Origin of the sequence: Solidesulfovibrio magneticus RS-1 (assembly GCF_000010665.1) — a bacterium.
GTDB lineage: Bacteria > Desulfobacterota > Desulfovibrionia > Desulfovibrionales > Desulfovibrionaceae > Solidesulfovibrio > Solidesulfovibrio magneticus.
This window is the reverse complement of sequence record NC_012796.1, coordinates 2,218,375-2,244,213: the sequence shown is the minus strand read 5'-3', so window position 1 is coordinate 2,244,213 and position 25,839 is coordinate 2,218,375. Positions and strand designations below refer to the sequence as shown.

The window sequence follows — 25,839 nt, the reverse complement described above, 5'->3', positions numbered from 1 at the left end:
CAGTCGGTGGAGGCTGGACAATGAGCCAGCCGGCCGGGATATAAAAAAAGCCCGCAGGCGTTTTCACCTGCGGGCGATAAATCGGTTGGCGCCAATGACTAGGACGCCGGATAAGGCCGGCCGGCCGGCCAGTCGGGCGAGACGAAGGTTCCGGACTTGCCGCCGGACTTGAAAAGCAGCTTGGCTTGGCTCACGACGATGTCTTTCTGCACGGCCTTGCACATGTCGTAGATGGTCAGCGCCGCAACCATGGCGGCGGTCAGCGCCTCCATCTCCACGCCGGTTTCGGCCACGGTGGAAGCTTCGGCCTCCACACGCACCACGGCGGCGGCCTGATCCACGTCGAACCGGACGTCGGCATGGGCCAGGGGCAGCGGATGGCATAGCGGGATGAGGTCGGCAGTGCGCTTGGCGGCCATGATGCCGGCGATCTTGGCGGTGTTGAGGGCGTCGCCCTTGGGCAGGGCGGCCGTGGCCAAAAGCGCCATGGTGGCCGGCGACAGATGCACTTCGCAGGCAGCCACGGCCAGCCGGCGGGTCTTGGTCTTGCCGCCGACGTCCACCATGCGGGCCGCGCCGTCGGCGTCGAGATGTGTGAAGCCTTCGCTCATAGCCGGCCTACTTGAATTCCGGGACTTTGACCTTGCGGTCAATGCGCTTGGCGGCCGTGGCGTCTTCCTTGGCCTTGGCCTCGTCGCCGAGCTTCATATACAGCATGGCCCGGTTGCCCAGGGCCTCGGCCATCTTGGCGTCGAGCTCAATGGCCTTGGAGTAGTCGGCCAGGGCCTTTTGCAGATCGCTTTTGGCTTCCTGGCACATGCCGCGCAGGTTGAAGGCGCTGGCCAGGTTTTTCACGTCCCCGCCGGCCCCGGAATCAATGATGCGGGTAAAGGCGGCGATGGCCGTGTCCATGTCGCCCTTGTTGGCCGCCGTAATGCCCTGGCGGTAGTCGTCAGTGGGTCCGGCCACGGCCGCGCCGGGCAGAGCCAGGATCAAAGCCAGCGCCATGACGGCGCAACGCATGCGTTTGCCCATGTCAGTTCCCCATGGCCTCCTTGGCCTTGCGAAAGAAGCTTTTGACTTTTTTCATGGGCTTTTGCTCGTCAAGCTCCTCGAATTCGCGCAAAAGCTCTTCCTGCTTCTTGGTCAGCCCACGGGGCGTGACCACGGTCACGTGGACGAGCAGATCGCCCTTGCGGGTCGATCCCGGAATGGGCAGGCCAAGGCCGCGCAGGGAAAACACCTCGCCGCTTTGGGTGCCCTTGGGGATCTCCATGGTCTCGTCGCCGTCCAGGGTCGGCACCTCGATCTTGTGGCCGAGCGCGGCCTGCACAAAGGTGATGTCCTGGCGGTAGATGAGATCCTGGCCCTGGCGCTCGAAAATCTTGTCGGCCTCGACATGGAGGATGACGTAGAGATCGCCCGGGGGGCCGCCGTACAGGCCGGGATCGCCCTCGCCGCGAAGGCGCAGGCGGCTGCCGTCGTCAACGCCGGCCGGCACGCGGACCTTGAGCTCGCGGGTCTGGCGGGTGATGCCCCGTCCCCGGCACTCCTTGCAGGGCGTGGCGATGACGCGCCCTTCGCCCCGGCAGGACGGACAACTGACGGCGATGCGGAAAAAGCCCTGGCTCTGGACCACCTGGCCCGAGCCGCCGCAGTGCCGGCAGGTTTCGGCCGAGGTGCCGGGTTCGGCCCCGGAGCCGTTGCAGACGTGGCACTGGACGTTTTTGGGAATCTTGAGCGTGACTTCCGTACCCCTGGCCGCGTCGCGGAAGGAGACGTTTAAGTCATAGCGCAGGTCGTTGCCGGCCTGGGGGCGCGGCCCGCGCGAGGCGCGGCCGCTGAACCCAAAGAACTCCCCGAAAATATCGGAAAAGGCGCTGAAGACGTCGTCGGTGGTGCCGAAACCGCCGAACCCGTTGCCGCCCAGGCCCTCGTGGCCGAAGCGGTCGTAGCGCGCCCGGTTTTCAGGGTTGCGCAACACCTCGTAGGCCTCGGCCGCTTCCTTGAACTTGGATTCGGCTTCAGGATCGTCAGGGTTGCGGTCGGGGTGGAACTGGAAAGCCTGCTGACGGTAGGCTTTCTTGATGGTCTCGTCGTCGGCGTCGCGGGCAACGCCCAGCACTTCGTAATAATCCCGGGGCATTGTTTTTTCTATTTGGTTGCAGGAAGAAACACGCCGGCTTCCTCGATGGAATCGGCCGGCATCACCTCGCCGGCGGCGATTTCGCGCAGGGCGGTGACGACTTCCTTGTTCTTGCACTCCACCAGCGGATCGTAGCCTTCGCGGTACTGGTGCACCCGCTTGATGGCCATCTGGACGATGAGGAAACGGTTGTTGATCTTTTCCAGGCAATCTTCGACGGTAATGCGCGCCATGCAGTTCTCCTTGCGCGATGTTCGCGCGTCGCCGGGCGGCCAGGGAAGCGTGCAACCCTGGTAAGTCGTTTTGGGGACGAGTCAAGGGTTTGTCGTGAGACAAACCATGCGGCCAAATTATTCGGCCGATGCAAAATTTGTTTTTATATCCAGACCAGCTCCACCCGTCAAGCCTATTCTCACCTCCCCTAGCCGCTCTGGACAGCATTTTTCTACACGGTGTGACGTTTTTTGTCCCGGTCTCTTGCCTTCTTTTCTAATGCTGTTACAAAATTGTCGTTATTCTCCCAGCCCGACCCTCCACCGATTTTGGCGAAAACGCCGGAAAAAGGAGCAACACATGGCCCTGAACAACCTGAAAATCAGCACCCGGCTGTTCCTGCTCACCGGGACGGCACTGCTGATACTGGTCGGCTCCGGCATTTTCGGCTTTGTCGTCATGACCCAGATCAATGCCATGTCTCTGGATAATATCGCGACCAGCACCCTGGTAACGGCTTCGGTGGACGAAGCCCGCTCGGCCCAGGTGGCTTTCAAAAAACAGGTCCAGGAATGGAAAAACCTCTTGCTGCGTGGCCAGAATCCGGAAAAATATCAAAGCTATGTCAACCTGTTTCAAAAGGAACACGCCGAGGTGGTTCGCCTGCTGACGCAGCTCAAGGCAACGATGACCAAGCTGCGTTTTCCGACCCAGGCCATCGACAGCGCCGTCACCGCCCATGTCGCCCTCACGCGGCAGTATGAAGAAGCCGTAAAGGCCGTGTCGTCGTCCGATCCCCGCTTCAGCGCCCTTGTGGACCAGAAGGTGCAAGGCATCGACCGCGAACCGACCAAGGCCATTGACGACATCGTCGAGGATATCACCGCCTTGGCCGCAAAAAAAAACCAGACCGCCGAAGCAAGCGCCCGGGAACTCTACGACCGCACCCTTTTGCTCGCCATCCTGGGCTTGACCGGGGCCGTGGTGGTCACGGGGCTTTTCTCCCTGGCCATCATCCGTTCCATCACCGTTCCCCTTGGACGCAGCGTGGCCTACGCCGAAGACATCGGTCAGGGTCGGCTCGACGCCCGGCTGGATGTGGCCGGTCGGGATGAAATCGGGATGCTCGCCGGGGCCATGCGCGCCATGGTGGCCAGCCTCAAGGAAAAAATGGCTTTCTCCGAGGCCAAGAGCCGGGAAGCGGCCGAAGAAGCAGCCAAGGCCCGCCAAGCCATGGAACAAGCCGCCGCCGAAGCCAAGCGGGCCGAGGCAAGCCGCGAGGCCTTGCTGGCCACGGCCCGCCAGCTCGAAGACGTAGCGGCCGTTGTGGCCTCGGCCAGCGAAACCCTGTCCGAGCAGTCGTCCCAGGCCCATCAGGGGGCTGCGGCCCAGGCCGAACGCATTGATGAGACCGCCACGGCCATGGAAGAAATGAACGCCACGGTCCTGGAGGTGGCCAAAAACGCCGGCCAGGCCTCAACCAGCGCCGATCTGGCCCGGGGCAAGGCCAAGGAAGGCGCGGCCGTCGTGGCCGAGGTCGTATCCGGCATCGAGGCGGTGCGGGCGCAAGCCCTGGCCCTCAAAAACGACGTGGACGGCCTGGGCCGGCTCAGCGACGGCATCGGAGCCATCCTCGACGTCATCGCCGACATCGCCGACCAGACCAATCTCCTGGCGCTTAACGCCGCCATCGAAGCCGCCCGTGCCGGCGACGCCGGCCGGGGGTTCGCCGTGGTGGCCGACGAAGTCCGCAAGCTGGCCGAAAAAACCATGTCCGCCACGGCCGAGGTCGGGCAGGCCATTCGGGCCATCCAGGACGGAACCCGCCAGAACATCCGCAACGTGGACGCGGCCGGCAGCGCCATCGAGGCCGCCACCAGCAAGGCCGGCGCTTCCGGCCAGGTGCTTGAGGCCGTGGTCAGTTTCGTTGACCGGGCCACCGAACAGGTCAGTTCCATCGCCGCCGCCGCCGAAGAGCAGTCGGCCACCAGCGAAGAGATCAACCGCAGCCTGGGCGACATCAGCCGCATCGCCGGGGAGACGTCGGCCATCATGGAACGTTCGGCGGCGGCGGTCGGCGACCTCAATCGCCAGACCCAGGTGCTCAGGAAGCTCATCGCGGACATGCAGCGCGCCGGATAATGCCTGCTATAAAACATAACGGCAGTTATGTTTTATACATAAACAATCATATCACTACGTCATTTGCCATGTGCTTTCGCTTTTGAAAGACCATTGGAATAAGTCGCGGCTGGCCAGCCGACTCACCGTTCCGGCGACGCAGAACGGAATCCTGTCGGCCTAGTAGGCCAGTTTCCCCAGCGACTTGAGGATCAGCGTCGCGCCCATGGCGAACATGCCCATGAGCCCCATGCCGCAGGAAAAGCCGGCCAGGAGCACGGGGGCGTATTGCCGCCAGCGCGCGCCGTAGAGCTTGAGGAAATAATACCGCCCCACCAGCGCCCCCACCACTTCCAAAATAAGCCCGTGGGGCACGCTTTGCCCGAGTCCCCGCACGATGCCGTAGACCAGAAGCACGGGCAGTCCGAAAATCATGAGCAGCATGTAGACGACAAGCCCCAGCCCCAGGCCGGCGCTGACGTACCAGCCGTTTAGAGCCTGGAAAAAGAGCGAATTGCCTTCCAGGGTCGAGGTCTGCATGAGCAGCGTGTTGAGCGCCTGGAGATGCCACAGCTCCTGGGCATAGGGGTAGCTGGCCGAAGGGATGGGGGCCAGCTGCCAGATGAACTGGGAAAACAGCAGGCTGGCCACCATGACCACCGGAAAGACCACGATCTCGGCCTTGATGATGCCGCGAAGGCTGGTGCCGGTCAGTTCGATCTCGCGAAAATCCACCGTCGCCTTGCCGTAGTTGTGGATGGGGATGGGCGCGTACCAGATCTCGATGCCCTGGTAGCCGAAAAAGCGCGCCCCGGCGATGAAGCTGGCCTCGCGCACCAGGGGCAGGCTCACGAACTGGCCGGCGATGCCTTCCATGCGGGCGGTGATGTAGGAAATAAGCGGCGTGTAGATGAAGCCGTAAAGAACGAAGAACAGCCACGGGAACTGGGGCACCAGCCACAGGCACAACCCGATGTAGGCCAGGGTGGAGAAGACGTAGATGGCGATGGAAACCCAGAAGTTGATGTCGCCCCGGGCCTTGTTGGTGGTAAAAAGCGCCTTGTAGGCCGCGCCGCCAACGCCTCCCTGGCGCAGGGACTTGGCCACCTGCCAGATGCCGATGACGCCGATGGCCAGCCCCAGGCCGATGCCAAAGGACATGTAGAAATCGAAGTTGTTGGCAAAAACCGTGTCCACCGTGCCCATGCCCTGCCGCCAGCGGTGCAGGATGCCGTGGGAATAGAGGATGGGGTTGGCCACGATGGTGATGACAAGCCCCACCAGCCCGCCGATGACCGCCCAAAACGGCAGCACCATGCCGGTGAAGACCAGCCCCAGGTCGAACTGGATGCCGGTGGCCACGGCCGGCAGCCAGGCCTCGGTGTTGCGGGTGAAATCGGCCCAGGGAATGGGAATAAGCCGCACGGGTTCGGTGAAGACCAGCCCCGAGACCACCGGGAAGAGCACGTAGATGGCCCCGAAGGCCAGGCCGATCATGCCGCCGATGGAAAAAACGCGCCATTTCCAGCCGGTCTTTCTGTCCTCGGTGGACTCGGCCAGGGCCATGGTGCCCAGGGCCCCCACCGGGGCCATGGGAAAAGGCAGCTTTTCCACGTCGGAGGTGACGCGGTAAAGGGCGTAGCCCAGGCCGAAGTGGTCGATGCGCTGGACGATTTGCGAGCCGACCAAAAGCAGGATGGGCACCAGCCAGTCGCGGTGCAGAAACGTGCGGGCCAAAAGCGAATCCGAGTCCGGCCCCGGGGCGACCCACAGCGGAATAAGGTCGGTTAGGCCCAACATCTTGGCCGCGTCGGACTGGACGAGGTACTGGTTCCACAAAAGCCCGTGGAAGGGCGAGGCCATGGCCGCGCCGGCCATGTAATAGAGCAGGAAGATTTCCTGCTGCTTGAGTTCGGTGTAGGCGCGCTTGGCGATCTCGGCAAAGAGAATGATGGTCACCCAGCGGGCGGCCGGGCCGATGCCCGAGCCGATGACGAGCTGCAAATACATGCTGCCCGGCATCATGAGGAAGCCGATGAAGACCGCGCCGACAATGGTCTTCCAGTCGAAGCCCTCTTCGAAGCGGGTGGGGGTCGGGAGCAGGTCCCGGTATTCGGCTAATTCCTTGTCGTCGTACATCGGGCTTCCTGGTGTCCTGTCCTTATGTCTTCCTGGCGGCGTTTGGCTGGCCTAGGCAAGCCATCCAACAGCGTCAGGACCTCTACCGCAACATCCGGTGCCTTCCGATCAATTCGGCAGCACCAGATAGCTTTGTCCCGTCCACAAGCCGATGACGGCGAAGATGCCGCCCATGAGAAAATCGCCGAGAATAAGGCCGATAAACAGCAGCCGCACGCGCTTTAACAGCGCGATGCCGCCGTAGCGCAAGGTCAGCTGATTGCACAGCCAGCCGACGAAAAAGGAAAACCACAGGATCCGCATGGCCGAGCTGTACATGGTGAGAAAGCCCAGCGGATGGATGGGCCACCAGTAGAAGTGCTGGTAGGCGATGACCAGCCCCAGCATCACGGCCGCGCCGGCGGCGGCGAAGCCGATGACCGCCGCGTTGGAACCTGTCGGCGCTTCGATGAGGCGCTGGACGTTTTCATAGACCGTGCTCACGGTCTGGGTCTCCCAGTCCACTTGCAGGTCGCGCAGGCCGTACTTGTGGCACACGGCCAGCATGGCCAAAAACGATACGGCCACGGCGGCGGCGATGCCCAGGACAATGGCGGCCAGGTAGAGCTTTTTCGGCCCCCGCCGCTCGCCGACCTTGGCGGCGTGGAACAGCGACGGCAAAAGCGACTCGCGCAGATCGACAAAGAGCATCTTCTGCATGACGGCGGCCATGAGCAGCGACAGCCGGCTGAAGATGCCGGCCCCGAAAAAGGCGATGAGGCCGTCGGTCGGCGCGGCGGTCAGGGTGAAATAGGCGATGCCGCCCTGGCAGATGATGCGGCTGGCCACCAGCATGACCATGAAAAACGCGCCCATGAGCAGGGTGGCCTGGAAAAGCGGCATCCCAAACGAGGCGCTCCAGGCAATAAGCGCCCCGCCGCCCAGGACCAGCCCCCACAACGAGGCCGGCGCGCCCACCCATTCGGCCTCGTCCGGGCCGCGAAACCGGAAGCGTAAGGCGTCCCGGGCGGTATCCAGCAGATGGTGGCGGGCCAGCCACAGGAGAAAACAGAAAAAGACGCCGTAGGCCCCGATCATCTGCGTTTCCTCGGGCGAGGTCAGGGTCGGCCCGAAGGTGACGCCCAGGGCGGCGGCCGGAATGTGCTGGCCGATGAGATCAAACACGCCGTAGACCAGTCCGCCGAGCAGGAAAAAGAGCCAGAAGCTGAGCGATATCTGGCGGGCGGTCAGGAAGGCGAAGCCGATGAAGGCCGGATAGAAGTAGATCTTGAGCTTGGTGAAGCCCGAAAAGAGGCCTGTTTTGGGAAAGTACGGCCCGGCCAGGATGAGCGTGGGAATCTGCGGCACGGACGGATCGTAGAAGGCGATGCCGTTTATGGTGTGCAAGCCGACGCTGATAAAAAGGCCGCACAGCAGGAACCGGTCGGCCAAAAGCGCGCCCAGGCCGCCGCCGTCCACGGACTCGGCCAGGGTCTCGGGCAGGCGCAGCAGCGGGAAATTCATGCGCTCGTTGGAGACCCACTGCTTGGCGAAAAGGTTGGTCAGGCACAGGAGCACGAAATAGCACAGGCCGATGAAGACGGCCCAGGTGGTCAACGGCCCGAGCCAGGCCTGCCAGGGAACGGCCGCCAGCACGGCCCCCCAACCCATGGTGTAGCCGCCGGGCAGGCCGTTATAGAGGGTCTCCACGGCTTCCGGATCGGCCGGATACCAGCCCTTGGGCAGGATCGGCCCAAACACCGCCTGCCACTGGTTGCCCTCGGTGGCGAAATGCAGGGGCGCGGTGAGGTTTATAAAGAACGTGCGGGCCAGGCCGGTGTGGGCCACGCCCGAAACCACCACCATGAGCATCCAGCAGATGAGCAGGTCCGTGCCGGAAAGGGGCGAGCGACCGCGAAAGAGCTTGCCCAGGCCGGCGGCCAGGAGGGTGAGCCAGGCCAGCAGGAAAAACGGGGCCAAGGGAAAATGGCCGCCGCCCAGGGGCGTGGCCCCGAGGTAGAGGTTATTAAGCGGCGTGACCGCGCAGACCACAAGCCCCAGGCACAGCCCCAGGACCACGCCCCGGGTCCGAATGGCTCCGGCGGCGATCATGCCCTGCCCTCCCCGGCCGGGGCGTCGCCGCGCAGGCGCGCGCCGTAGCCGGCGATGACCTTGTCCTCATAGGAGGTCCGCATGGACTCTTCCAGGGAGCGCCAGACCAGGAGCTGCTTGCGCAGGTCGTTCAAAAAGCCTTTGGAGAGCCGCTTCCACATGCCGGCCTCGCCGGCGACGCGCGTCAGTTCCACGTCGATTTCCATATAACCCGGGGTGTCCTTGGCCGGCGTAAAGATAAGGGACATGGTCTGCTTGATGCCGAAATCGAACGGCGCGAGCCAGACCGTGCCGGTCAGGCGCATACAGGCCCGCAAATCGCAGAATTCGGGATGGGCCACCTTGGGGTGTGCCGCCGCCCCGGGCAGGTCCCAGGGGCATTCGAAGGCGTAGTCCACGTCGGCCGTGGCGAAAAGGCCATGGGAGACGTCCTGGTGCGATTGGTAGTAGTCCAGCAGGAAGCCGCCGGCGCACTCCTGCTCCCGCACCTTGACCAGAAAGGGCAGGCGCGCGGCAATGACGCCGTTTACCGGTTCGGGCAGCGTCCAGGAGCGGTTGACGTCGGGGATGGCGATCTGGCCGGCCACCCGGGAAGGATAGATGACCGACAGGAGCACCACGGCGATGACCAGCAGCATGGCGGCCACGCCGGCCGTGGACGAGTAGTTGGCGGTCATGCCGGCCCATAGCGAGGTGCCGGACAAGAGGCCTGCCGTGGTCTGGGCCAACAGGTAGCCCAGAACCACGCTGATGACGGCAAAGGCCAGTGCCTCGGCGATGAACAGAAACGAGACATGGGACGGGGCCAGGCCCACGGCGGTGTAGACGCCGATCTCGCGTTTGCGCTCATAGACCGCGCCGATCATGGTATTAAGCACGATGAGCACGGAGATGATCAAGGGAATGAGGATGTTGGGCACGCCGGCATAACCCAGGGAATCGCCGGCATGGTAGAGGAACACGCCGTCGTCCTGACCGGAAAAAACGGCCAGACCGAAGCGGTCGGCCAGCCGCCCAGCCCGGGCGGCGTTGTCCTGGGCCGCCGTCGTCGCGACGCCCGAAGCATCAGCCGGCGGGGCCACCACCACGGACTTGAGCTGGCCGCCAAGGCCCATGAGCGTCCCGTAGGGCAGGATGACGACCAGATCGTCGTCGATGTGCTGATAGCGGCTTTGCAGGGTTTTGACGTCCTCGCCGGACTCGGCCGCCTCTTTCTCGGCCTCGCTGGCCTCCTTGGAGGCTTCGGACGGGAAGACGACCGGGGTGAGCGGTTCGCCGTCCAGGTCGGGCCGCTCTTCCAGGGCGTTTTTGCGGAACAGTCCGGCCACGCGGAATTCCCGACCAAAAAGCGACACCTGATCACCCGGGGCCACGCCCAGGCGCTCAGCCATGGGCCTTGGCAGGATCACGGCGTCGTCGTCGCCCGGGGCGAACCAGCGGCCGTCGGTCAACATGTCGGCCACGCGGCCAAGGCGGGCTTCGTCGGCGGACAGGCCCATGACGCCCTGGACGGCCTCGCCGCGCTCGCCGGCCCGGATGCGGGTAACCGGGGCCACGGTCTTTTCGGGCAGCTCCAGCCAGGCCAGGGGAGCCACCACATCGCTTGCGCCATACGCGTCGCGCAGGACGGCCAGAGACTCGGGCGGCAGGCTGTGCCAGCCGATGTTTTTGAGCAGCACGCCCCGGTAGGCGGCGGCATCCGAGAGTTTGGCCGCGCCCTCGTCCCGGGTGGACTTGACGCTGGTGAAGCTCATGATGGTGAAGGTGAGGATGACAAGCGTCAGGCAGGTCAGCGCCGTGCGGATCTTGCGGCGGCGCAGGTTGCTCACGCCAATGACAAAGGCGGCGGCAAAGGCGCGCATCCCGCCGATCTCGGTAGCCTTGACGTGGGAAGCCCGGCGCTGCAGCGCCGTCATTTCGCGTTCGAAGCGCAGGAAGATAATGGCCGCCACCATGACCGACAGGCCGAGAATGAAAAAGGCGATGATGACGACCAGTGGACTGTAGGTGAGCTTGAAGGCCGGATGCACGGCGTAGACCACGGCGATGACCGCCGCCAGGGTGCCCAGGAAGGCCACGATGCGCTTGTGGATGTCGGCGTAGTTGAAGACCACCCGCTCCACGCAGTAGGCAAAGGGGATAAACAGCGAAATGTAGAACAGTACGCCAATGAGCACGTCGCGCTGGGTCTTTTCCACATCGTTATAGACCCGAACGGCCAAGGCCCAGCTGGACCTGGCGGCCGTGACCATGGCGTCGAAACGGCCGGCCTCCTCGGCGGCCAGGGCCTGGGCGTACAGGGCGCGCCCCTGGTCGGTGAGATCGCGGATGCGGTCGCTGACGATGCCGTGGGCTTCGAGGTTGGCGATGCGCGGGCCGACCAGGGCCCACATGTCGCGCGCGCCCAGAAGCTCCGTGGCCGGCAGGATGGGCCAGGCGTCCACGGGATAGCCCACGCCGGTGGGGTGGGCGGCGTCGGCGTTTAACAGCAGAAGCTTTCGGGCCAGCACGGTGTCGGAGAGGATGCACTTAAAGGGCGTGCCGGGTTCGAGGAAGATGGAAAGCAGCGTGGAATCGAGGGTGTCCAGGCGCGAGAACCAGGAGCGCAAGGGCGGGGCCTCGCGCCGGGCGTCGAGAAGCTCGATGCGGGTGAAATAGCGGAATGACCGGGGATCGAAGGCGGAAAACAGCGTGGTCTGCTCGCAACCGAACATGATGAGGTCGGTTTCCATGGCGTTGCGATTCATCTTGACGCGGTAGGCGTCCTTGCCGGTCTGCTTCTTGTCCACGGCCCAGATGGCCGAGCCGGTGTCGGGGTCAAAGCGGTAGCCTTCGACCACGGCCTTGTCGAGAACATGCTTCTTGTTGGCCAGACCGTTTACCCGAAACTGCCCCCGAGCGTCGGTCATGGCGTAGAACCGGGTCTTGCCCTGGTAGACGCACACCACCGTGCCGGGGGCCGGGCGGTCGGGGAAAAGCTCGCCCTGGCGGATGAAGTTGACCCGGCCGGTGAGGGTCGAAAAGACGTTTCGCGGCCGTTTCTCGCCGGCCTCGAAGCCGGGAGAGGCCATGGCCGCGACCATGGCCGCGACAAAGCGGCCCTGCTTTTCAAGGGCCGCGAAATCCACGCGCGCCGGCAGGTCGCCAGGGGTGCCCCAGGCGAGTCTGGCGTCGCCAACGGTGGCCAGGGTGAATCCCAGCACGCCGGCCATATTGCCGAATTCGCCGCCAAGGATGGGCCGGTCAGGGAGCAGGCCCTGCCAGGGGTTCTGGCGGTCGTCGCGCATCCCGTCGCGGTAATAGCCGGCCGGGAGTCCGACCGCCTTGGCCGCGGCCTCGGCGGCGGCGGACAGCGACCGGTTGAGGCGGCCGTAAGCCTGGGCCGGGTTGACGTCGGGCTTGACCTCGAAGCCGAAACCTTCGCACAGGCTGGCCACGCCTTCGCCGTGGCTGGAAAGATAGAGCGAGGCCTGGGCCGTGACGTCGCGGTCGCCGATGAGCTTTCGCAGCTCCCGGGCGCTTTCGATGCAGCCGGCCTCGGCCTCGGCTCCGGCCCGGTCGCGGGCCAGCCGTTCCCGGGCGGCCGGGGCCAGAGCCAGGAGCATTTCGGCCTCGGCCGGGGGCAAAATGGTCAAATCCTCGCGCCACATGATGCGCCGCAGGCCGGCCCGGCGTTCGGCCAGGGCGGCGATGGCGGTCTCGTCGCGGGTCTGGCCGGCCAGACGCAGGCGCATGAGCCGGGTGGTGACGACATCGACTTCGTCTTTAAGCGTTTCCAGCAGCGCCTCGCGCACGCCGGGATCGGCCAGGGCGGCCTTGGCCGCTTCGCCGCCGGCAGCGGCCTCGTCCAGGGCCTTGACCACGCCCTCGGCCTTGCGGGCGGCTTCCTTGAGGTCGCGAGCCTGGGTGCGCAGGTCCTTGCCCTTGCCGCGCAGGGCGGCGAAAAATTCTCGCAGCCCGGCCATGGACTGCCCCCGGCCGGAGGTGGCAACCAGCAGCGTCGGCCGGGCCGGAGGCTGAGCGGCGAACTCCCGGGCCAGACGCAGCAGCGCGGCCAGGGAGGCAGCCTCGTCAGCCCCTGGAGCGCGGCCCGGGGCATAGGCGGCGGCGTCGTAGGCGGCGTCGATGACCAGCAGTTGGCCGGCCAGGGCCGGATCGGTCCCGGGGAAGAACACATGGACGTTGTCAGCCACCACCGGCTCCCAGCCGGCCTTGGCGGCCAAGGTGGCGGCCGCGCCGCCGGGGGTCCCCTTCAAGGATTTATAATCGCCGAAAAGCTCCCGGGCCTTGGCGGCCGAGAGCAGAAAACGCGGGAAGCGCACCGGGGTCAGTTCGAACTTGTCGCGGTAGACGCCGGCCCCGGCCGGATCGTTTGGCGGGCTGTCGTCGATGTAGACCAGCGCCCTGGCCCCGAGCTGGGCGGCGGCCTGCCAGTTGCGGCCGCTGTCGAGATCCATGAGCACGATGGCGTCCTTGGGGACCGTGCCGTCAAAATCGCGGTAGCCGCCGGCCCCAGCGTAGACGACAGGCCCGATGAGGCCCTCCGGCGGCAGTGAGCCGGGGGTGAAGGCATTTAGGGCCAGGGGTGAGACATCGGCCCGTCCCCCGCCGTCCACGGCAAGACTGGCCGGGCCATGGAGCATGGCCGGAGCGCGGTAGGACAGCCGCCCCACCTCGCCGGCCTCCAGCCCCTTGAAAAAGGCTTCCACGGCGTCGGCGGCCAGCCGCCCGCCTGGCGTGCCGATGGACCGGTCGCCAAGGCCGGCCAGGGACTCGATGACGACCCGGTCCAGGTCGGCCGCGTCGGCGGCCAGCCAGGCTTCGGCCATGGCCGCGCCTTTGGCGTCCGGGACGGCCTTCTTGGCCCGCTTGGCCTCGGCCGGACCGGCGGCAAGCAGGCACAAAGCCGCCAGCAGCCACAGCCAGGCCCAGGGACGAACCGAAGCGCCCGACAATAAACGGGGAGTCGCCATGGAGGACTAGGCCTCCCGGGCGCCAATGCCGCCCACGGTGATGTCGAGTTCGGAGCGCTCCTCGATCTTGTCAATGCGACCGTCGCGAATCCAGACCACGCGGTCGGAGACGTTGAGCATTTTGTAATCGTGGGTGGCGGAGATGACCGTGACGCCGCGTTCGGAGCTCAGGCGCTTGAGCAGCGTGATGATCTCCTCGCCGGTGGTGAGGTCGAGGTTGCCGGTGGGTTCGTCGGCCAGGATGATGGCCGGGGTGTTGGCCAGGGAGCGGGCGATGGCCACGCGCTGCTGCTGGCCGCCGGAGAGTTCCTGGGGCCGGTGGGCGTGGCGTTCGCGCAGACCGACCAGACCTAAAAGCTCCAGGCCCTTTTCCGTGGCCTCGTCCTGGGAAGCCCCGGCAAAGGTCATGGGCAGGGTGACGTTTTCCAGGGCGGTCATGACCTGGATAAGGTTGAACGTCTGGAAAATGTAGCCGATCTTGCGGTTGCGCAGCCAGGCCAGTTCGTAGGCGTCGAGCTGGGCGATGTCCACCTCGTCGATGAAGACCTTGCCGGAGGAGGGTTTGTCCAGGCCGCCGATCATGTTGAACAGCGTGGACTTGCCCGATCCGGACGGCCCCATGATGGAGAGATACTCGCCGGCTTTTATGGTGAGGTCCACGCCGCGAAGGGCCTGGACCACCTGGGTGCCCATGGTGAAGGTTCGAGCGACGCCGGCCACTCGGACGATGTTGTGCGCTTCGGCCATACTCCCCCGCTGCTTCAAACGTCCGCGCGGCAGGTTCGGCCGCGCGGCGACATCATTCCTGGGCGCGCATGGCCTCGATGGGGCGCATCCGGGCGGCCACGGCCGCCGGATAGACCACGCCAAGAAGGCTCAAGCCCGCGCCAACGGCCACGGAAATCCCCAGGGTCGCCAGCACGTCCAGGGGCGACAGATTGGCGGCGGCGGCCAGTCCGAACCGCACGAGTCCGACCAGCAGCCCGACCACAACGCCCAGGATGGCCCCGATAAACGCGCCGACAAGGCCCTGCATCCCGGCTTCGAGCAAAAACAGCCGCAAAATGAAACGGTCCAGCGCGCCCAGGCACTTCATGGTGCCGATCTCGCGGAAACGCTCGGTGACGGCCATGAGTTGGGCGTTGACGATGCCTACGGTACAGACCAGAAGCGACAGGATGACGATCCAGCGTTCCTTGGGACTGGCGGAGAGCTTGCCCGCTTCGTCCTGGGCCACGACGCCCGGCGGCGGCAGGCTCGGCAGGTCGTAGCCGGCCTCGACCAGGGCCAGGCGTAGTCGGGGTTCGCCGGAGCGCAAAAGACCGGCGGCCACGTTGGCCCCGGTCAGGATGAAACTCAGGAAGGCCACGGCCAAAACCAGGCTGGCCACGGTGATCATGGACCGGAAAAACCGGACCTTGATGCTTTTGATACTGATTTCCAGCGACTTGCCAAAGGGCAGGACCACTTGCCTGGCGATCCTGGCCGACTTGCCGGTCTGGTTTGAAGACGCGCCTTCCGCCTGCAACATGCGCCACCCGATTCCGGCCAGGGCCGGCTTATAGTCCGTGATCCCGCGACACGCCGGCCGCATAACGCGGCCGGTCGATCCATTGGGGATCGTTTCGTCGTTGTGACAGAAACCGCACCCCTTGCCAAGGCGGCGGCAAGAACAGACGACGACAAAAGCGTGATTTTTCGGGTACGCGGGCGAGCGTCGGGACAGCGTGGCAGGCGTGGCGGGCAAACGTCGAACTCGGGGAAGTCGAGGCAGCTCACCGACCAGCCCTTCCCCTCCCCACTTGCCCCTTTTCCCATTATTTCGGGGGGTCCGGGGGGGCGGTCGGCCCCCGGCCGCCAGAGGCATCTTCCCGTCTTTCTTACTTCTTCACCCGGCGTTTTGGTATCTCGATGCCGTACTTCTGGATCTTGTAATTGAGCGCGCGGCGGCTGACGCCGAGCAGCGGCGCGGCTTCCTTCTGGACCCAGCCGGCTTGTTCCAGGGCGCGCATGATGGCGGCTTTTTCGCTCTGGTCCAGGGACAGGTTGTCGGGCGAACGGTCGGGGCCCTTGCCGGCCAGGGGAAGCTGGAGGTCCTGGGGGGCCAGCACGCCGTCGGAACCGAGCACCACCCCGGCTTCCAGGGCGTTTCGCAGTTGCCGGACGTTGCCCGGCCAGGGATAGGCGGTGAGGTAGGCCATGGTCTCGGTGGGGATGGTCACCGGCGGCATGCCCTGGGCGGCGCAGAACTGGCGGGCGAAATGCTCGGCCAGGATGGGGATGTCCTCGCGGCGTTCGCGCAGCGGCGGCACGTTTATGGTCACGACCTTGAGGCGATAGAGCAGATCCTCGCGGAAGACGCCCTCGGCCACCTGCTCGAAGATGTCGGCGTTGGTGGCGGCGATGACCCGGCAATCGACCTGGATTTCGCGCACGTCGCCGATGCGGCGGATCTTGTGATTTTCGAGAAACCGCAGCAGGCGCACCTGCATTTCGGTGGAGATGTTGCCGATCTCGTCAAGAAAGAGCGTGCCCTGGTTGGCTTGCTCGATGAGGCCCTTTTTGTCCTTGACGGCGTGGGTAAACGACCCCTTGACGTGGCCGAAGAGTTCGGATTCGAGCAGGCCGGCCGGGGTGGAGCCGCAGTCCACGGTGACGATGGGGCCGTTTTTGCGGGCGCTGCGGCGATGGATGAGATTGGCGACCAGTTCCTTGCCGGTGCCCGATTCGCCAAGGACCAGCACGTTGACGTCGCGGGGGGCCACGCGTTCAATGAGCGCGGCCAGGTCGCGCATGGCCTGGCTTTGGCCGACTAGTCCGGTTTCGCCGAGCTGGCCGCCGTCGCCGGCCTTGATGGTCTTGGCCGCGTCAAGCCCGGCCGCCTTGGCGAAGACGTCGGTGACCCGGGCCAAAAGCTCCTGGCCGTCGAAGGGTTTGGTCAGGTAGTCCACGGCGCCGTGCTTGATGGCTTCCACCGCGCCGGGAATGGAGCCGTGAGCGGTCAAGAATATGATGGGGAGCTTGATGCCCCGGCGCTCCATCTCTTCGAGCATACGCATCCCGTCCATGCCGGGCATGCGCATGTCGGAGATGACCAGGCGCACGGGCTGGCGCGACAGCACCTCCAGGGCCTCCAGGCCGTTGGCGGCGGGGACCACGTCATAGCCGGCGGAAACGAGCCGCACCTCAAGGACTTCGAGGATGTGCGGATCGTCGTCCACGACCAGGATGGTCTTTCGGGTCTGCTGGGGGCCTATGCTCATGTGCTTCTGGGCGGCCTTGGCGGCGTGGCGCGCCGGTCTTAATAGTTTGTCAGGCCCTTTTTCTTTTCCTGGATCTGCTGGTGGATGGTCTCCAGGGCCTTGACCTGCTGCTGGAGGCTCCTTCGCACCTGTTCCTCGCGTTCGGCGAGCTTTTTGGCGCAGTCGCGGTCCATGGACGCCTTTTGCTCCTTAAGCGCGAAGCCCGGCTTGTAGGACTTGAGCAGGGGCACGAGGAACCGGGCATCCTCGCCGCTGCCGCCGGGCGGGGATTTCTTGGACCAGGCGTCGAACATTTCCATGGCGGCGGCGAGTTCGGCGTCGCTGCCGGCCTGGGAGAGCTTCACCGAAGCCATGGCGAAAAGCGCTTTCTGGCGCACGGCCAGTTCGGCGTCGCCGGCGGCCTCGCGCCACAGGGCCATGGCCCGCTTGGCCTCGCCAGCCTCGTAGGCCTTCAGCCCCCGATCGTAGGCTGTCTCCCGTTCGATCTTGCAAATGACGACTTCCCGGGCCGGCGCGGGCGGCGGCGGCGCGGGGGCGGCTGCCGGCGCGACGGGAACCGGTTCGCGGCGGGCGCAACCCAGGCCGCCAAGCGCGAAAAGCAGGCACAGGCCGCAGACGGCGGCCGATCCGATACGACGTGAAACACAGTGGCCCATACTACGCTCTTGCCCCATCCACAGGAATTGTAAAGTAGAAAGTGCATCCCTTGCCGGGCAGGCTCGACAGCCAGATGTTCCCGCCATGGGCTTCGACGATGGTCTTGGCGATGCTCAGGCCAAGGCCGATGCCGTCGGTGCTGCGCTTGGTGCGCGCGCCGCGGTAGTACTTGTTGAAGACGTAGGCCTGCTCCTCTTCCGGGATGCCCGGGCCTTCGTCGGAAATGCTCGCCAGCACCTTTTGCCCGCCGTCGGCCAGCTCCAGCCCCACCCGCACGGTGCGCCCGGCCGGGGAGAACTTCACAGCGTTGCCGACCAGATTGTACAGCGCCTGGCCAAGCAGCTCCCGGTCGCCGACAACGGACACGATGTCCTTGGCCACGCGCGGCGTCAGGGCGATGTCCTTGGCCTCGGCTCCCGGACCGGCCTTTTCCAGGGTCTCGCGCAGGAGTTCCTCGGGATTAAAGGTCACGGGCGCGAGGTCCACGATCTGGGAGGCCATGCTGGACACCTTGAGCAGGCTGGTGAGCATGGCGGAAATGCGCTGGAGTTCGTCGCTGGCGATGTCGAGAAAGCGCTTCTGGCGCTCGTTGACGTCGCCCAGCACCCGCTCGCGCATGAGGTTGACGGACTCGCGGATCGAGGTCAGGGGCGTACGGATCTCGTGGCTGACCATGTCGATGAAATCCGCCCGCATCCGTTCCTCTTCCTTGAGGCGCACGGTCATGTCGTTAAAGGCCGCGCCCAGTTCGCCGAGCTCATCCTTGGAAAGCACCCGGATGGGTTCCAGCCGGCCGTCTCTGGTGTAGGCCCGGATGCCCCGGCGCAGTTCGCGCAGGGGACGGCTCAAGGAATAGGTCAGATAGAGCACGCCCAAAAGCCCCACGCCGATGGAAATGGTCAGCCCGGACAGGCCGCGCGACACGGCCGCTTCGCTGATGCGAAACAGTTCGCGCATGCCGGATTCCAGCACCCGTTCGTTGTCCTGGCGGGCGCTGACCACGATGCGCATCCATTGGTTGAGCGTATCCTGGTCGATCCAGGGTTCCTTGGTCAGCTCCCGGCCCTGGGCCAGATCGGGAAAGGCCTTGCGAAACTCGGCGTGCAGCTCTTCCCAGGCGGAAAAACCCTCGTAGCGGAACCACAAGATGCTCCAAATGGCGTTTTTATATTCACTGAGCGCCGCCATGAAGTTCTTCTTGTATTCCTCGGAGTGGATGATCTCGTATTTCTTCTGGTTCTCCTCCATGACAAGCAGGCTGTCCACCAGGCGCTGGGAGATGGTGAGCACCTCGATGCGGACCTTGACGATATCACGGGAGATGTTGACGGAATCCTTGATATAGATGAGCAGCGTGGAGATGGTGAAATAGGCCACCACCATGATGCCGATGAAAACCACCAGCAGCTTGAACAAGATGCCGTAGTGTTTGATGGGCTTGCGGGAAAGGTACATGGCGGCGGTCCACGGCCCGGAAAGGCGGCCACGGGTCGGGCGGCCCGGGCCGGCCCCGGAGGGCTATTTCGCGGCGAAAATCTCCTGAGCCAGCACATGGGGCCGGCGCAGGTTGGTGATAACCAGCCGCTGGCTGCTCGAGGCGGTCAGGATCATCTTGCCGTAGCCGAGCAGGCCGCCGAAAACGCCAGGCTCGCACTTGACCGACTCGATCTTACCGAGATCCAGCGAGAAGCTGCCGAAAAGCGCGTCATCGCACAACAGACGCTTGTCGGTGAGGCCCACGCGCAGGGTGAAAAAGGAGAAAAGCCGCACCAAGGCCAGCAGCGTGAACAGTATGAAGAACACATAGCGAATAAGCCACACGCCGACAGCCAGGATCTTCGGCACGAAGCGTTCCAGTTCCTCGGGCACCTTGAACTGCACAAGCTTGGTGAGCGTCGGTTCGCTCGACCAGACGATCAGGGCCAAGGCAAACAGCACCGCCGCCTTGGCCAGCACGATCCAGTGCTTGCCCGTCCGGTACCGGATCTCCTCACCCTCGAACACAAGGCCCTTAAGGCTCATGGCATCCCCACTTGCAGGCGTCTTGCCGCCGCTTCAACCGGCGCGACCGGCGACGATCCATGGGCTTATCCGAAAACGCCGCCCAAGGCAAAGCCTTCCTGGCCGCCCCACCCCGTTTCGCCCCCCTATCCCCATTTGGGAGGTCTGGGGGCCTCAGGCCCCCAGCCGCCGGAGGCATCTTCCTTCTCTTCCAGCCTTTTCCTTACCTCAACGCCGCGCCAAAAGCCCAAGCCGCCACGCCCAGAGCGGCGGCGGCGAAGGCGGCCTGGGCGGCGCGGCCGGGCCGGCCCTGGCGGGCCACGGCGAAACCGGCGCACAGGCCAAGGACCGCGCCGCACAGAAAGCCGAAGAAATGGCCGGCCAGATCGATGGGACCGGCGTCCTCGCCGCCGGCTCCGAGCATGGCCAGCAGCATGAGCACCGCCCCGGCCGGGGCCGAGCGGCGAAAAGTCAAGGGCGGCCAGCGGTGGGCCAGCCGCGCTCCGCCAAGGGCGCCAAGAGCGCCGAACACGGCCGTGGACGCGCCGAGAAAATGCATGCCCGGACCCTGGATCACGGCCTTGAGCGTGTTGCCGCAACCGCCGGCGGCGATGGACAGGAAAAAGGCCAGCCCCACCCCGACCTCCCGGGACAGCAGCGACAGGAAAAGCGCCCCACTGGCTGCGTTGCCGAACAGGTGGGCCGGATCGGCATGGAGGAAAAGGCTGGTGACGGCGCGATGCCACTGGCCGGCCAGCATCCGAGCCGAATCGCCGGCGGCCAGTTCCCGCCAGTCGATGAGGCGGCCAAAAATGACGCTGCGGCCCAGAAATATCCCCCAGACGCCGGCCAGGACGCCCATGACGGCCACAACCGTCGGCCAGGTGGGCGGGCGGCCGGCCAAGGCCGCCGCGTCGGCCTCGGGATCCGGCAAGGGCCGGGCTTCCCGCTCGGCGGCGTAGGCGGCCAGTTCGTTCAGGGCCTCCTCGGCCCGGCGGCGCGGCACGAGCAGGCGGTAGCCGCCGCCCTGGCGGCGGATGGCGTGGGGGATGGCCCGGGCGGTCAGCACGAGTTCCCATTCCCGGGCGCGGATGGCCGTGGCCGGCGAGGCCGAACCGGTGGCCGTCTGGGTGATATCGCGCAGCCCGGGCCTGGGCCACAGCGAGGCCCGCGTCGGCGGCGGCAGGGCGCGGCGCGGCGCGGCGGGACGGGGGGCGTCGGTCACGGGGCGGACTCCCGGGGACAATCAAGGCCAACGGCTCGGCGTGGTTGCAACATGTGGACGAAACTCTATGCCGGATGAGGGGCCGTTCGCAACGGGGGGAACAAGGCTGGGCGCGCGCCCCGTGCTGGCGCTGCCGCATCGCATTTGACAACGTGGAGCGGGCCAGGGCCTTGCCGCCGGGCGCGCCGGTCTGGTAAGGCCGGTGCATGAACCAAGCCCGCAAGCCCATCTATTCGGTGTTTCTGCTGCTTATCCTGGCCGGCGCGCTCAGCCTGGCCGCCATCGTGCTCGCGCCTTTCGTCAATATTTTGATCATCGGCGTGGTGCTGGCCGCCCTGTTTCGGCCCGTGCAGCGCCGGGTCGAGCGGCTTTGCGGCCCCCGGCCCACCCTGGCCGCTCTGCTGACCACCGGGCTTATCTTCACCTGCATCATCATCCCGATCTTTTTCTTCCTGGGGTCGCTCTTGGCCCAGGGCGTGCAATCCGTCAACGCCCTGCAGGCCCAACTGGCGGCCACGGACTTCAACAAGCTTTTCAGCCACGAAGCCATTTCGCCCTACATGGACTGGGTCCAGGAGCATCTGCCCTTTCTCGACCTCAAAAAGCTCGCCCTGCAAGCCGATCTCATCGACATTTCCAAGACCGCCGGCCAGATGCTCATCGACAGCGGCACCAAGATCATCGGCAACGTGTTCGTGCTGACCATGAACTTCGTGATCCTCATGTTCGTGCTGTTTTTCCTCATCCGCGACGGCGAACGCATGATGCAACGTCTGCGCTACCTGCTGCCCCTGACCACGGACCAGGAAAACCGCATCTTCCGCCAACTCGACGACGTGGCCAAGTCGGTGATCCTGGGGGCCTTTTTCATCGCCCTGGCCCAGGGGCTGGCCGGCGGCATCGGGCTTTTCATCGTCGGCATCAAGCCCTTTTTCTGGGGCTGCATGATGGGGTTCGCCTCGCTTATTCCGGTGGTCGGCACGGCCATCATCTGGCTGCCCGTGGCCATCTACCTCATGCTCACCGGGCATTGGCAGTGGGGGCTTTTCCTCATGGGCTGGGGGGCCGTCGTGGTCTCGGGCATCGATTCCATCATCCGGCCGCTGCTCATGCAAAACCGGTCCAACATGTCCACCTTCTGGGTGTTTCTCTCCATCATCGGCGGCATCAAGTTCTTCGGGGCCCTGGGCATCCTCTACGGCCCGCTCATCCTGGGCTTTGCCATGGTGATGCTGACGCTCTACGCCGAGGACTACCGCCACGTGCTCGAAGAGCGCGGCGCGGCCCCGGCCCCGACCGACTGCCTGCCGGAAGACTGACCCCCCCAGGGCCGCCTGACCGCCCTGCCTTTCGCCGGCCAAAACGCCGACGCCCAGCCCAAGTTCTGCCCGTTGGAGCATGGTTCGATCATGATCCGATGTCGCTGCATAACGCCTCTCGTGCCCCGGCCTTCGACCTGGGCACGACGGCATCGTGCATGCGAAACGACCGCCAACGACTACGGCAACGGCTGCAGTCATTCCATATTCCGGCCATCATCATCGAGCAATACGCTTGACAAATCATACAAATCTTTGCCAGTGTCGTATCATCAACAATGGAGTTCGCAAAATATCATCTCACATATCAGACTGTCTATTCAATACAGAAACAATGAAATAGTTTATTTCGTTCCAAACAGGTCAAAATCAGGATACGCCTCCACAGCATGGTCCGTTTCATGCATAACAGTGTCAGCATAACCGGCATCGGAACACCATGATACTCGAATACCTCCGCAAACTTCTGTTCTTTTTGCACACGACCGACAACATGGAATCTCCCGTGGCCGTCATCAAGGAGTCCCTGGCCAGGCGATCCATCTATCAAGTGAAGCTGCAACAGCCCCATGGCCTCACCGACCGGCTCAATTTCCGGCCCGTGGCCATGAACGGCGAAGCCCTGGAAATCGAAAGCCTGTACCATCCCTTTGACCCGGCCAGCCTGTCCCCGGGCCAGACCATCGACATCACCATCTATCTGCTGCCCGACGCCGACCATCCGCCGGGGTTCATCAATTGCACCACCAGCCTGATCGAAGCCGTCTCGGCCACGCGCCTGCGCCTGGCCCTGCCCCGGCACATCGACCGCATCTCCCACAACAAGACCGACCGGCTCCAGCTCGAACCGCGCCACGCGCCCATCCTGGCCGCCTGGTGCCTGGTCAAGAAGTGCGACAACATCCGCCTGCTCAAGATGGTCAACCCGCTCATCCTGCACATGCCCAAAGGCTTCGACCACGAACGGGGACTCATCGACATTTCGCCCAAGGGGGCGTGCGTCTCCCTGGACCGCGAAACCTACCGCCTCCATAAAAAGGACATCAAAACCGGTCGCGATCTGCTGCTCCAGATGGCCTTCCCCGGTCCCACCGGCAGCCAGCGCCACGAATTCCTCATCGTGGCCTCCATCCGCTACCAGCGCCCAAACCTCGTTTCCGGCCGCATGGAACTGGGGCTGCAGTTCAACCACAGTTTCAGCCCCACGCCCAAGCCCGCCTGGCTGCCCTGCAATGCCGAGGGCATCGCCGAACTCAAGTGGCTGCTCCAGGAATACAAAAAGCTCTACCTCGCCGAGATCAAAACCAAGCTCTCGGCCCTGTGCGACCCCGACAGCCTGGAGGCCGCCGGCGCCGCCCTGCCCGATGCGCCGGCCGACTGCGCCCTGAGCTTCCAGGCCGCCATGAACCAGGCGGCCCTGGGCATCTTCAACGGCTGCATGCCCCAGCTCAGCAACGTCCGGCTGGCCATTCAGTTCCTGCGTGCGCGCCTGCCAGACGCCGAGGGCCAAGAAATTCTGACCAACAGCCTGGAACAGCTCGAAATCGCCACCATGCGCCTGGAAAACATCCAGGAAACCACGACCGGCGACAGCTCCGCCTTCGAGACCCTTCGTCCGCGCGACATCGTGGCCCAGGCCCTGTCCTTTTTTGAGCACACCTTGGCCGCCAACGGCATCGTCGTGGAACGCTCCTTCCAGGACAACCTGCCCAACATTCAGGGCGATCCCCGCCAGTTGCGGCTGCTTTTCAAAAATCTCCTGGTCAACGCCCTGGAGGCCATGCAGCCCCACGGCGGCAGACTTAGCCTTGGCGCCTCGGTGGACATCCACGAAAACGATCTGGTCATCGCCGTGGAAGATTCCGGCGGCGGCATTCCGCCCGAAGTGCGCGCCCGGATCTTCCAGCCCTACCAGAGTATCCCGGGCAACGGCGCGCCGGGCCTGGGACTGGCCGTGGCCCAGCGTATCGCCAGCGCCCACGGCGGACGCATCGAACTGTTCACCAGCCTCGGCGAAGGCTCCACCTTTGCCGTGCGCCTGCCCCTGGCCACCCCCGTCCCCGAGGGCAGGGCCGTCAGCGAGGTCCGTCCATGAACCGCGTCGCCGAATCCAAAACCTCCGACCTGCCCCGGGAGGACGGCCTCCTGGAAACCGGCGGGGCCTGGACCCGGGTCCTGGCCGTGGCCAGCGGCAAGGGCGGCGTGGGCAAGACCAGCGTGGCCGTGAACCTGGCCTTTTCCCTGGGCGGGCTCGGCAAGCGGGTCTGCCTGCTCGACGCCGACCTGGGGTTGTCCAACGTCGACGTGCTGCTGGGCATCAACCCGGTGGTCACCCTGGAGCAGGTGCTGTTCGACGGCGTGCCCATGGAGCGGGCCATCTTGTCCGTGGGACGAAACGTGGACGTGGTGTCGGGGTCGTCGGGCGTGTCGCGCATGGCCGAGCTGTCGCGCAACAAGCGTACCGATCTGGTGCGCGAGTTCCACAAGCTCATCAACTACGACTATCTGCTGGTGGACAATTCGCCCGGCATTTCGGCCCAGGTCGTCTCCATGTGCCTGGCCTGCGGCGACGTGCTGGTCATCGTCAATCCCGAGCCGTCCTCCATCACCGACGCCTATGCTCTCATCAAGGTTTTCAAGGAAAACGGCCTGCACCGGCCGCCGCTTATCGTCATCAACCGGTCGCTGTCCCACCAGCGCAGCCAGGCCGTGTTCGAGCGCATCCAGAAAACCGCCGAAAACCACCTGGGCGTCAATTGCCGTTTGGCCGGCATCATCCCCGACGATCCGGCCCTGTACCGAGCCGCCACCCGGCAAACGCCCCTGGTGGAGATGGAAAGCGCCTCGCCGGCCGCCAAGGCCTTCCGCGATTTGGCCAGGCGGCTGGACGCCGCCGGCCGCGACAGCGCGAACCTCACCCGGCCGGAGCATTTCTTCGACCAAACCGTCATCCGCCTCCAGCAGGCCCCGATCCTGCCGCCGGGCCTGAGCGGTTCGGGCCGGCCGGCCGTCTCCGGTGAATTGGCCAGACGCCTGGAAGCCCTCATGCGGCGGCTGGCGGCCAATTCCCGGCTGCTGGCCCAGACCGACCCCGAAGCGGCCCGGGACACCGAAGCCCGCATCGAGGACGTGCGCGAACTCCTCGACAGCCTGGCCGGGGCAGCACAAGGCGAGACCGGCGACGAGATCCTTGCCGAGGACAACGCCCCGGCCAGGACCGAAACGCCGCCCCCGAACCCGAGCCTGTCCCAGCCCGACCAAAAGGCCATGGTCATTTGCCCCGATCCCATGTGGCGAGCCATTCTCGAAAATATTCTAAAGGACCTGGGCCTTGAGCTTTGCCCCATGTCCGACGAAACCGCCGCCATCCAGCCGCCGGATCTGCTCCTGGTGCGCCAGGCGCCGTCGGCAGGGCTTGCCGACCTGTTGGCCGCCAAGGGGGACCGCCCCACGCTCTTTCTGGCCGCCAACCACGACCAGGCCGCCCGGTTCGCGGCCCTGCCGGCCAAGGAGCCGCGGGAGATACTGACCATGCCCGTGGAACTCATGGACATCCAGGGCGCGGTCTGCAATCTGCTGGCTGCCGCCGCCAGCCGCCTCCGCGAGACGCCGCACCTGGGCCACCACGACCATCGGACATGAAAAAAGCCCCTTGCGGGGCTTGGGAATCCGGGACGGGCGGCCCGGCAAG

At 65.2% G+C, this 25,839-nt stretch carries 18 protein-coding genes; 4 read left to right on the top strand and 14 right to left on the bottom strand.

Annotation, left to right across the window (positions count from 1 at the left end):
- Positions 1 to 98: 98 nt before the first annotated feature.
- From moaC to rpoZ, 4 genes are read right to left on the bottom strand one after another with little or no spacing between them, the layout of a single operon-like run.
- Complete coding sequence (gene moaC / locus DMR_RS09435) at positions 99 to 611, bottom strand: cyclic pyranopterin monophosphate synthase MoaC (RefSeq protein WP_015860681.1); 513 nt, start codon at positions 609 to 611, stop codon at positions 99 to 101.
- Between the two features lie 7 nt (positions 612 to 618).
- Complete coding sequence (locus DMR_RS09430) at positions 619 to 1,035, bottom strand: tetratricopeptide repeat protein (RefSeq protein ID WP_015860680.1); 417 nt, start codon at positions 1,033 to 1,035, stop codon at positions 619 to 621.
- 1 nt (position 1,036) lies between these two features.
- A complete protein-coding gene (gene dnaJ / locus DMR_RS09425) occupies positions 1,037 to 2,146 on the bottom strand; it encodes a molecular chaperone DnaJ (protein WP_015860679.1) in 1,110 nt (369 codons plus the stop codon).
- Positions 2,147 to 2,154: 8 nt separating this feature from the next.
- Positions 2,155 to 2,379 (bottom strand): DNA-directed RNA polymerase subunit omega, encoded by a 225-nt coding sequence (gene rpoZ / locus DMR_RS09420; protein ID WP_015860678.1) that lies wholly within the window; start codon positions 2,377 to 2,379, stop codon positions 2,155 to 2,157.
- Between the two features lie 340 nt (positions 2,380 to 2,719).
- Between rpoZ and DMR_RS09415 the strand changes: the two genes are divergently transcribed.
- Positions 2,720 to 4,501 carry a methyl-accepting chemotaxis protein gene (locus DMR_RS09415; RefSeq protein ID WP_052278982.1) on the top strand — a complete coding sequence of 594 codons (1,782 nt, stop codon included), beginning with the start codon at positions 2,720 to 2,722 and terminating at the stop codon, positions 4,499 to 4,501.
- A 159-nt stretch (positions 4,502 to 4,660) separates the two neighbouring features.
- Here the strand turns inward: DMR_RS09415 and DMR_RS09410 are convergent, their stop codons facing one another.
- The 10 genes from DMR_RS09410 to DMR_RS09365 all read right to left on the bottom strand — a co-directional run bounded on the left by DMR_RS09410 (position 4,661) and on the right by DMR_RS09365 (position 20,829).
- Complete coding sequence (locus DMR_RS09410; RefSeq protein WP_015860676.1) at positions 4,661 to 6,619, bottom strand: peptide transporter; 1,959 nt, start codon at positions 6,617 to 6,619, stop codon at positions 4,661 to 4,663.
- Positions 6,620 to 6,727: 108 nt separating this feature from the next.
- Positions 6,728 to 8,710 (bottom strand): DUF6785 family protein, encoded by a 1,983-nt coding sequence (locus DMR_RS09405; RefSeq protein ID WP_015860675.1) that lies wholly within the window; start codon positions 8,708 to 8,710, stop codon positions 6,728 to 6,730.
- Positions 8,707 to 13,683, bottom strand: a complete 4,977-nt coding sequence (locus tag DMR_RS09400) for an ABC transporter permease (RefSeq protein ID WP_015860674.1) — start codon at positions 13,681 to 13,683, stop codon at positions 8,707 to 8,709. The genes DMR_RS09405 and DMR_RS09400 overlap by 4 nt, the downstream gene beginning before the upstream one ends.
- 6 nt (positions 13,684 to 13,689) lie before the next feature.
- Positions 13,690 to 14,430, bottom strand: a complete 741-nt coding sequence (locus tag DMR_RS09395) for an ABC transporter ATP-binding protein (protein WP_015860673.1) — start codon at positions 14,428 to 14,430, stop codon at positions 13,690 to 13,692.
- Positions 14,431 to 14,482: 52 nt separating this feature from the next.
- Entirely contained in the window at positions 14,483 to 15,214 is a 732-nt protein-coding gene (locus DMR_RS09390; RefSeq protein WP_043601637.1) for an ABC transporter permease, read from the bottom strand.
- A gap of 349 nt (positions 15,215 to 15,563) precedes the next feature.
- A complete protein-coding gene (locus DMR_RS09385; protein WP_015860671.1) occupies positions 15,564 to 16,946 on the bottom strand; it encodes a sigma-54-dependent transcriptional regulator in 1,383 nt (460 codons plus the stop codon).
- Between the two features lie 38 nt (positions 16,947 to 16,984).
- Positions 16,985 to 17,602: a hypothetical protein gene (locus tag DMR_RS09380; RefSeq protein WP_015860670.1), complete on the bottom strand. Its 618-nt coding sequence runs from the start codon at positions 17,600 to 17,602 to the stop codon at positions 16,985 to 16,987.
- A 1-nt stretch (position 17,603) separates the two neighbouring features.
- Complete coding sequence (locus DMR_RS09375; RefSeq protein ID WP_015860669.1) at positions 17,604 to 19,058, bottom strand: sensor histidine kinase; 1,455 nt, start codon at positions 19,056 to 19,058, stop codon at positions 17,604 to 17,606.
- A gap of 63 nt (positions 19,059 to 19,121) precedes the next feature.
- On the bottom strand, positions 19,122 to 19,625 hold the full coding sequence (locus DMR_RS09370) for a PH domain-containing protein (RefSeq protein ID WP_006917897.1): 504 nt from the start codon (positions 19,623 to 19,625) through the stop codon (positions 19,122 to 19,124).
- A gap of 202 nt (positions 19,626 to 19,827) precedes the next feature.
- The gene (locus DMR_RS09365; RefSeq protein ID WP_015860668.1) at positions 19,828 to 20,829 is read right to left on the bottom strand and encodes a rhomboid family intramembrane serine protease; all 1,002 of its coding nucleotides are present in this window, start codon (positions 20,827 to 20,829) and stop codon (positions 19,828 to 19,830) included.
- Positions 20,830 to 21,035: 206 nt separating this feature from the next.
- Between DMR_RS09365 and DMR_RS09360 the strand changes: the two genes are divergently transcribed.
- From DMR_RS09360 to DMR_RS09350, 3 genes are all read left to right on the top strand, one after another.
- Complete coding sequence (locus DMR_RS09360; RefSeq protein ID WP_015860667.1) at positions 21,036 to 22,148, top strand: AI-2E family transporter; 1,113 nt, start codon at positions 21,036 to 21,038, stop codon at positions 22,146 to 22,148.
- A gap of 493 nt (positions 22,149 to 22,641) precedes the next feature.
- Complete coding sequence (locus tag DMR_RS09355; RefSeq protein WP_232502901.1) at positions 22,642 to 24,243, top strand: sensor histidine kinase; 1,602 nt, start codon at positions 22,642 to 22,644, stop codon at positions 24,241 to 24,243.
- Positions 24,240 to 25,790 (top strand): MinD/ParA family protein, encoded by a 1,551-nt coding sequence (locus tag DMR_RS09350; RefSeq protein ID WP_015860665.1) that lies wholly within the window; start codon positions 24,240 to 24,242, stop codon positions 25,788 to 25,790. The genes DMR_RS09355 and DMR_RS09350 overlap by 4 nt, the downstream gene beginning before the upstream one ends.
- The last annotated feature ends 49 nt before the right edge of the window (positions 25,791 to 25,839 follow it).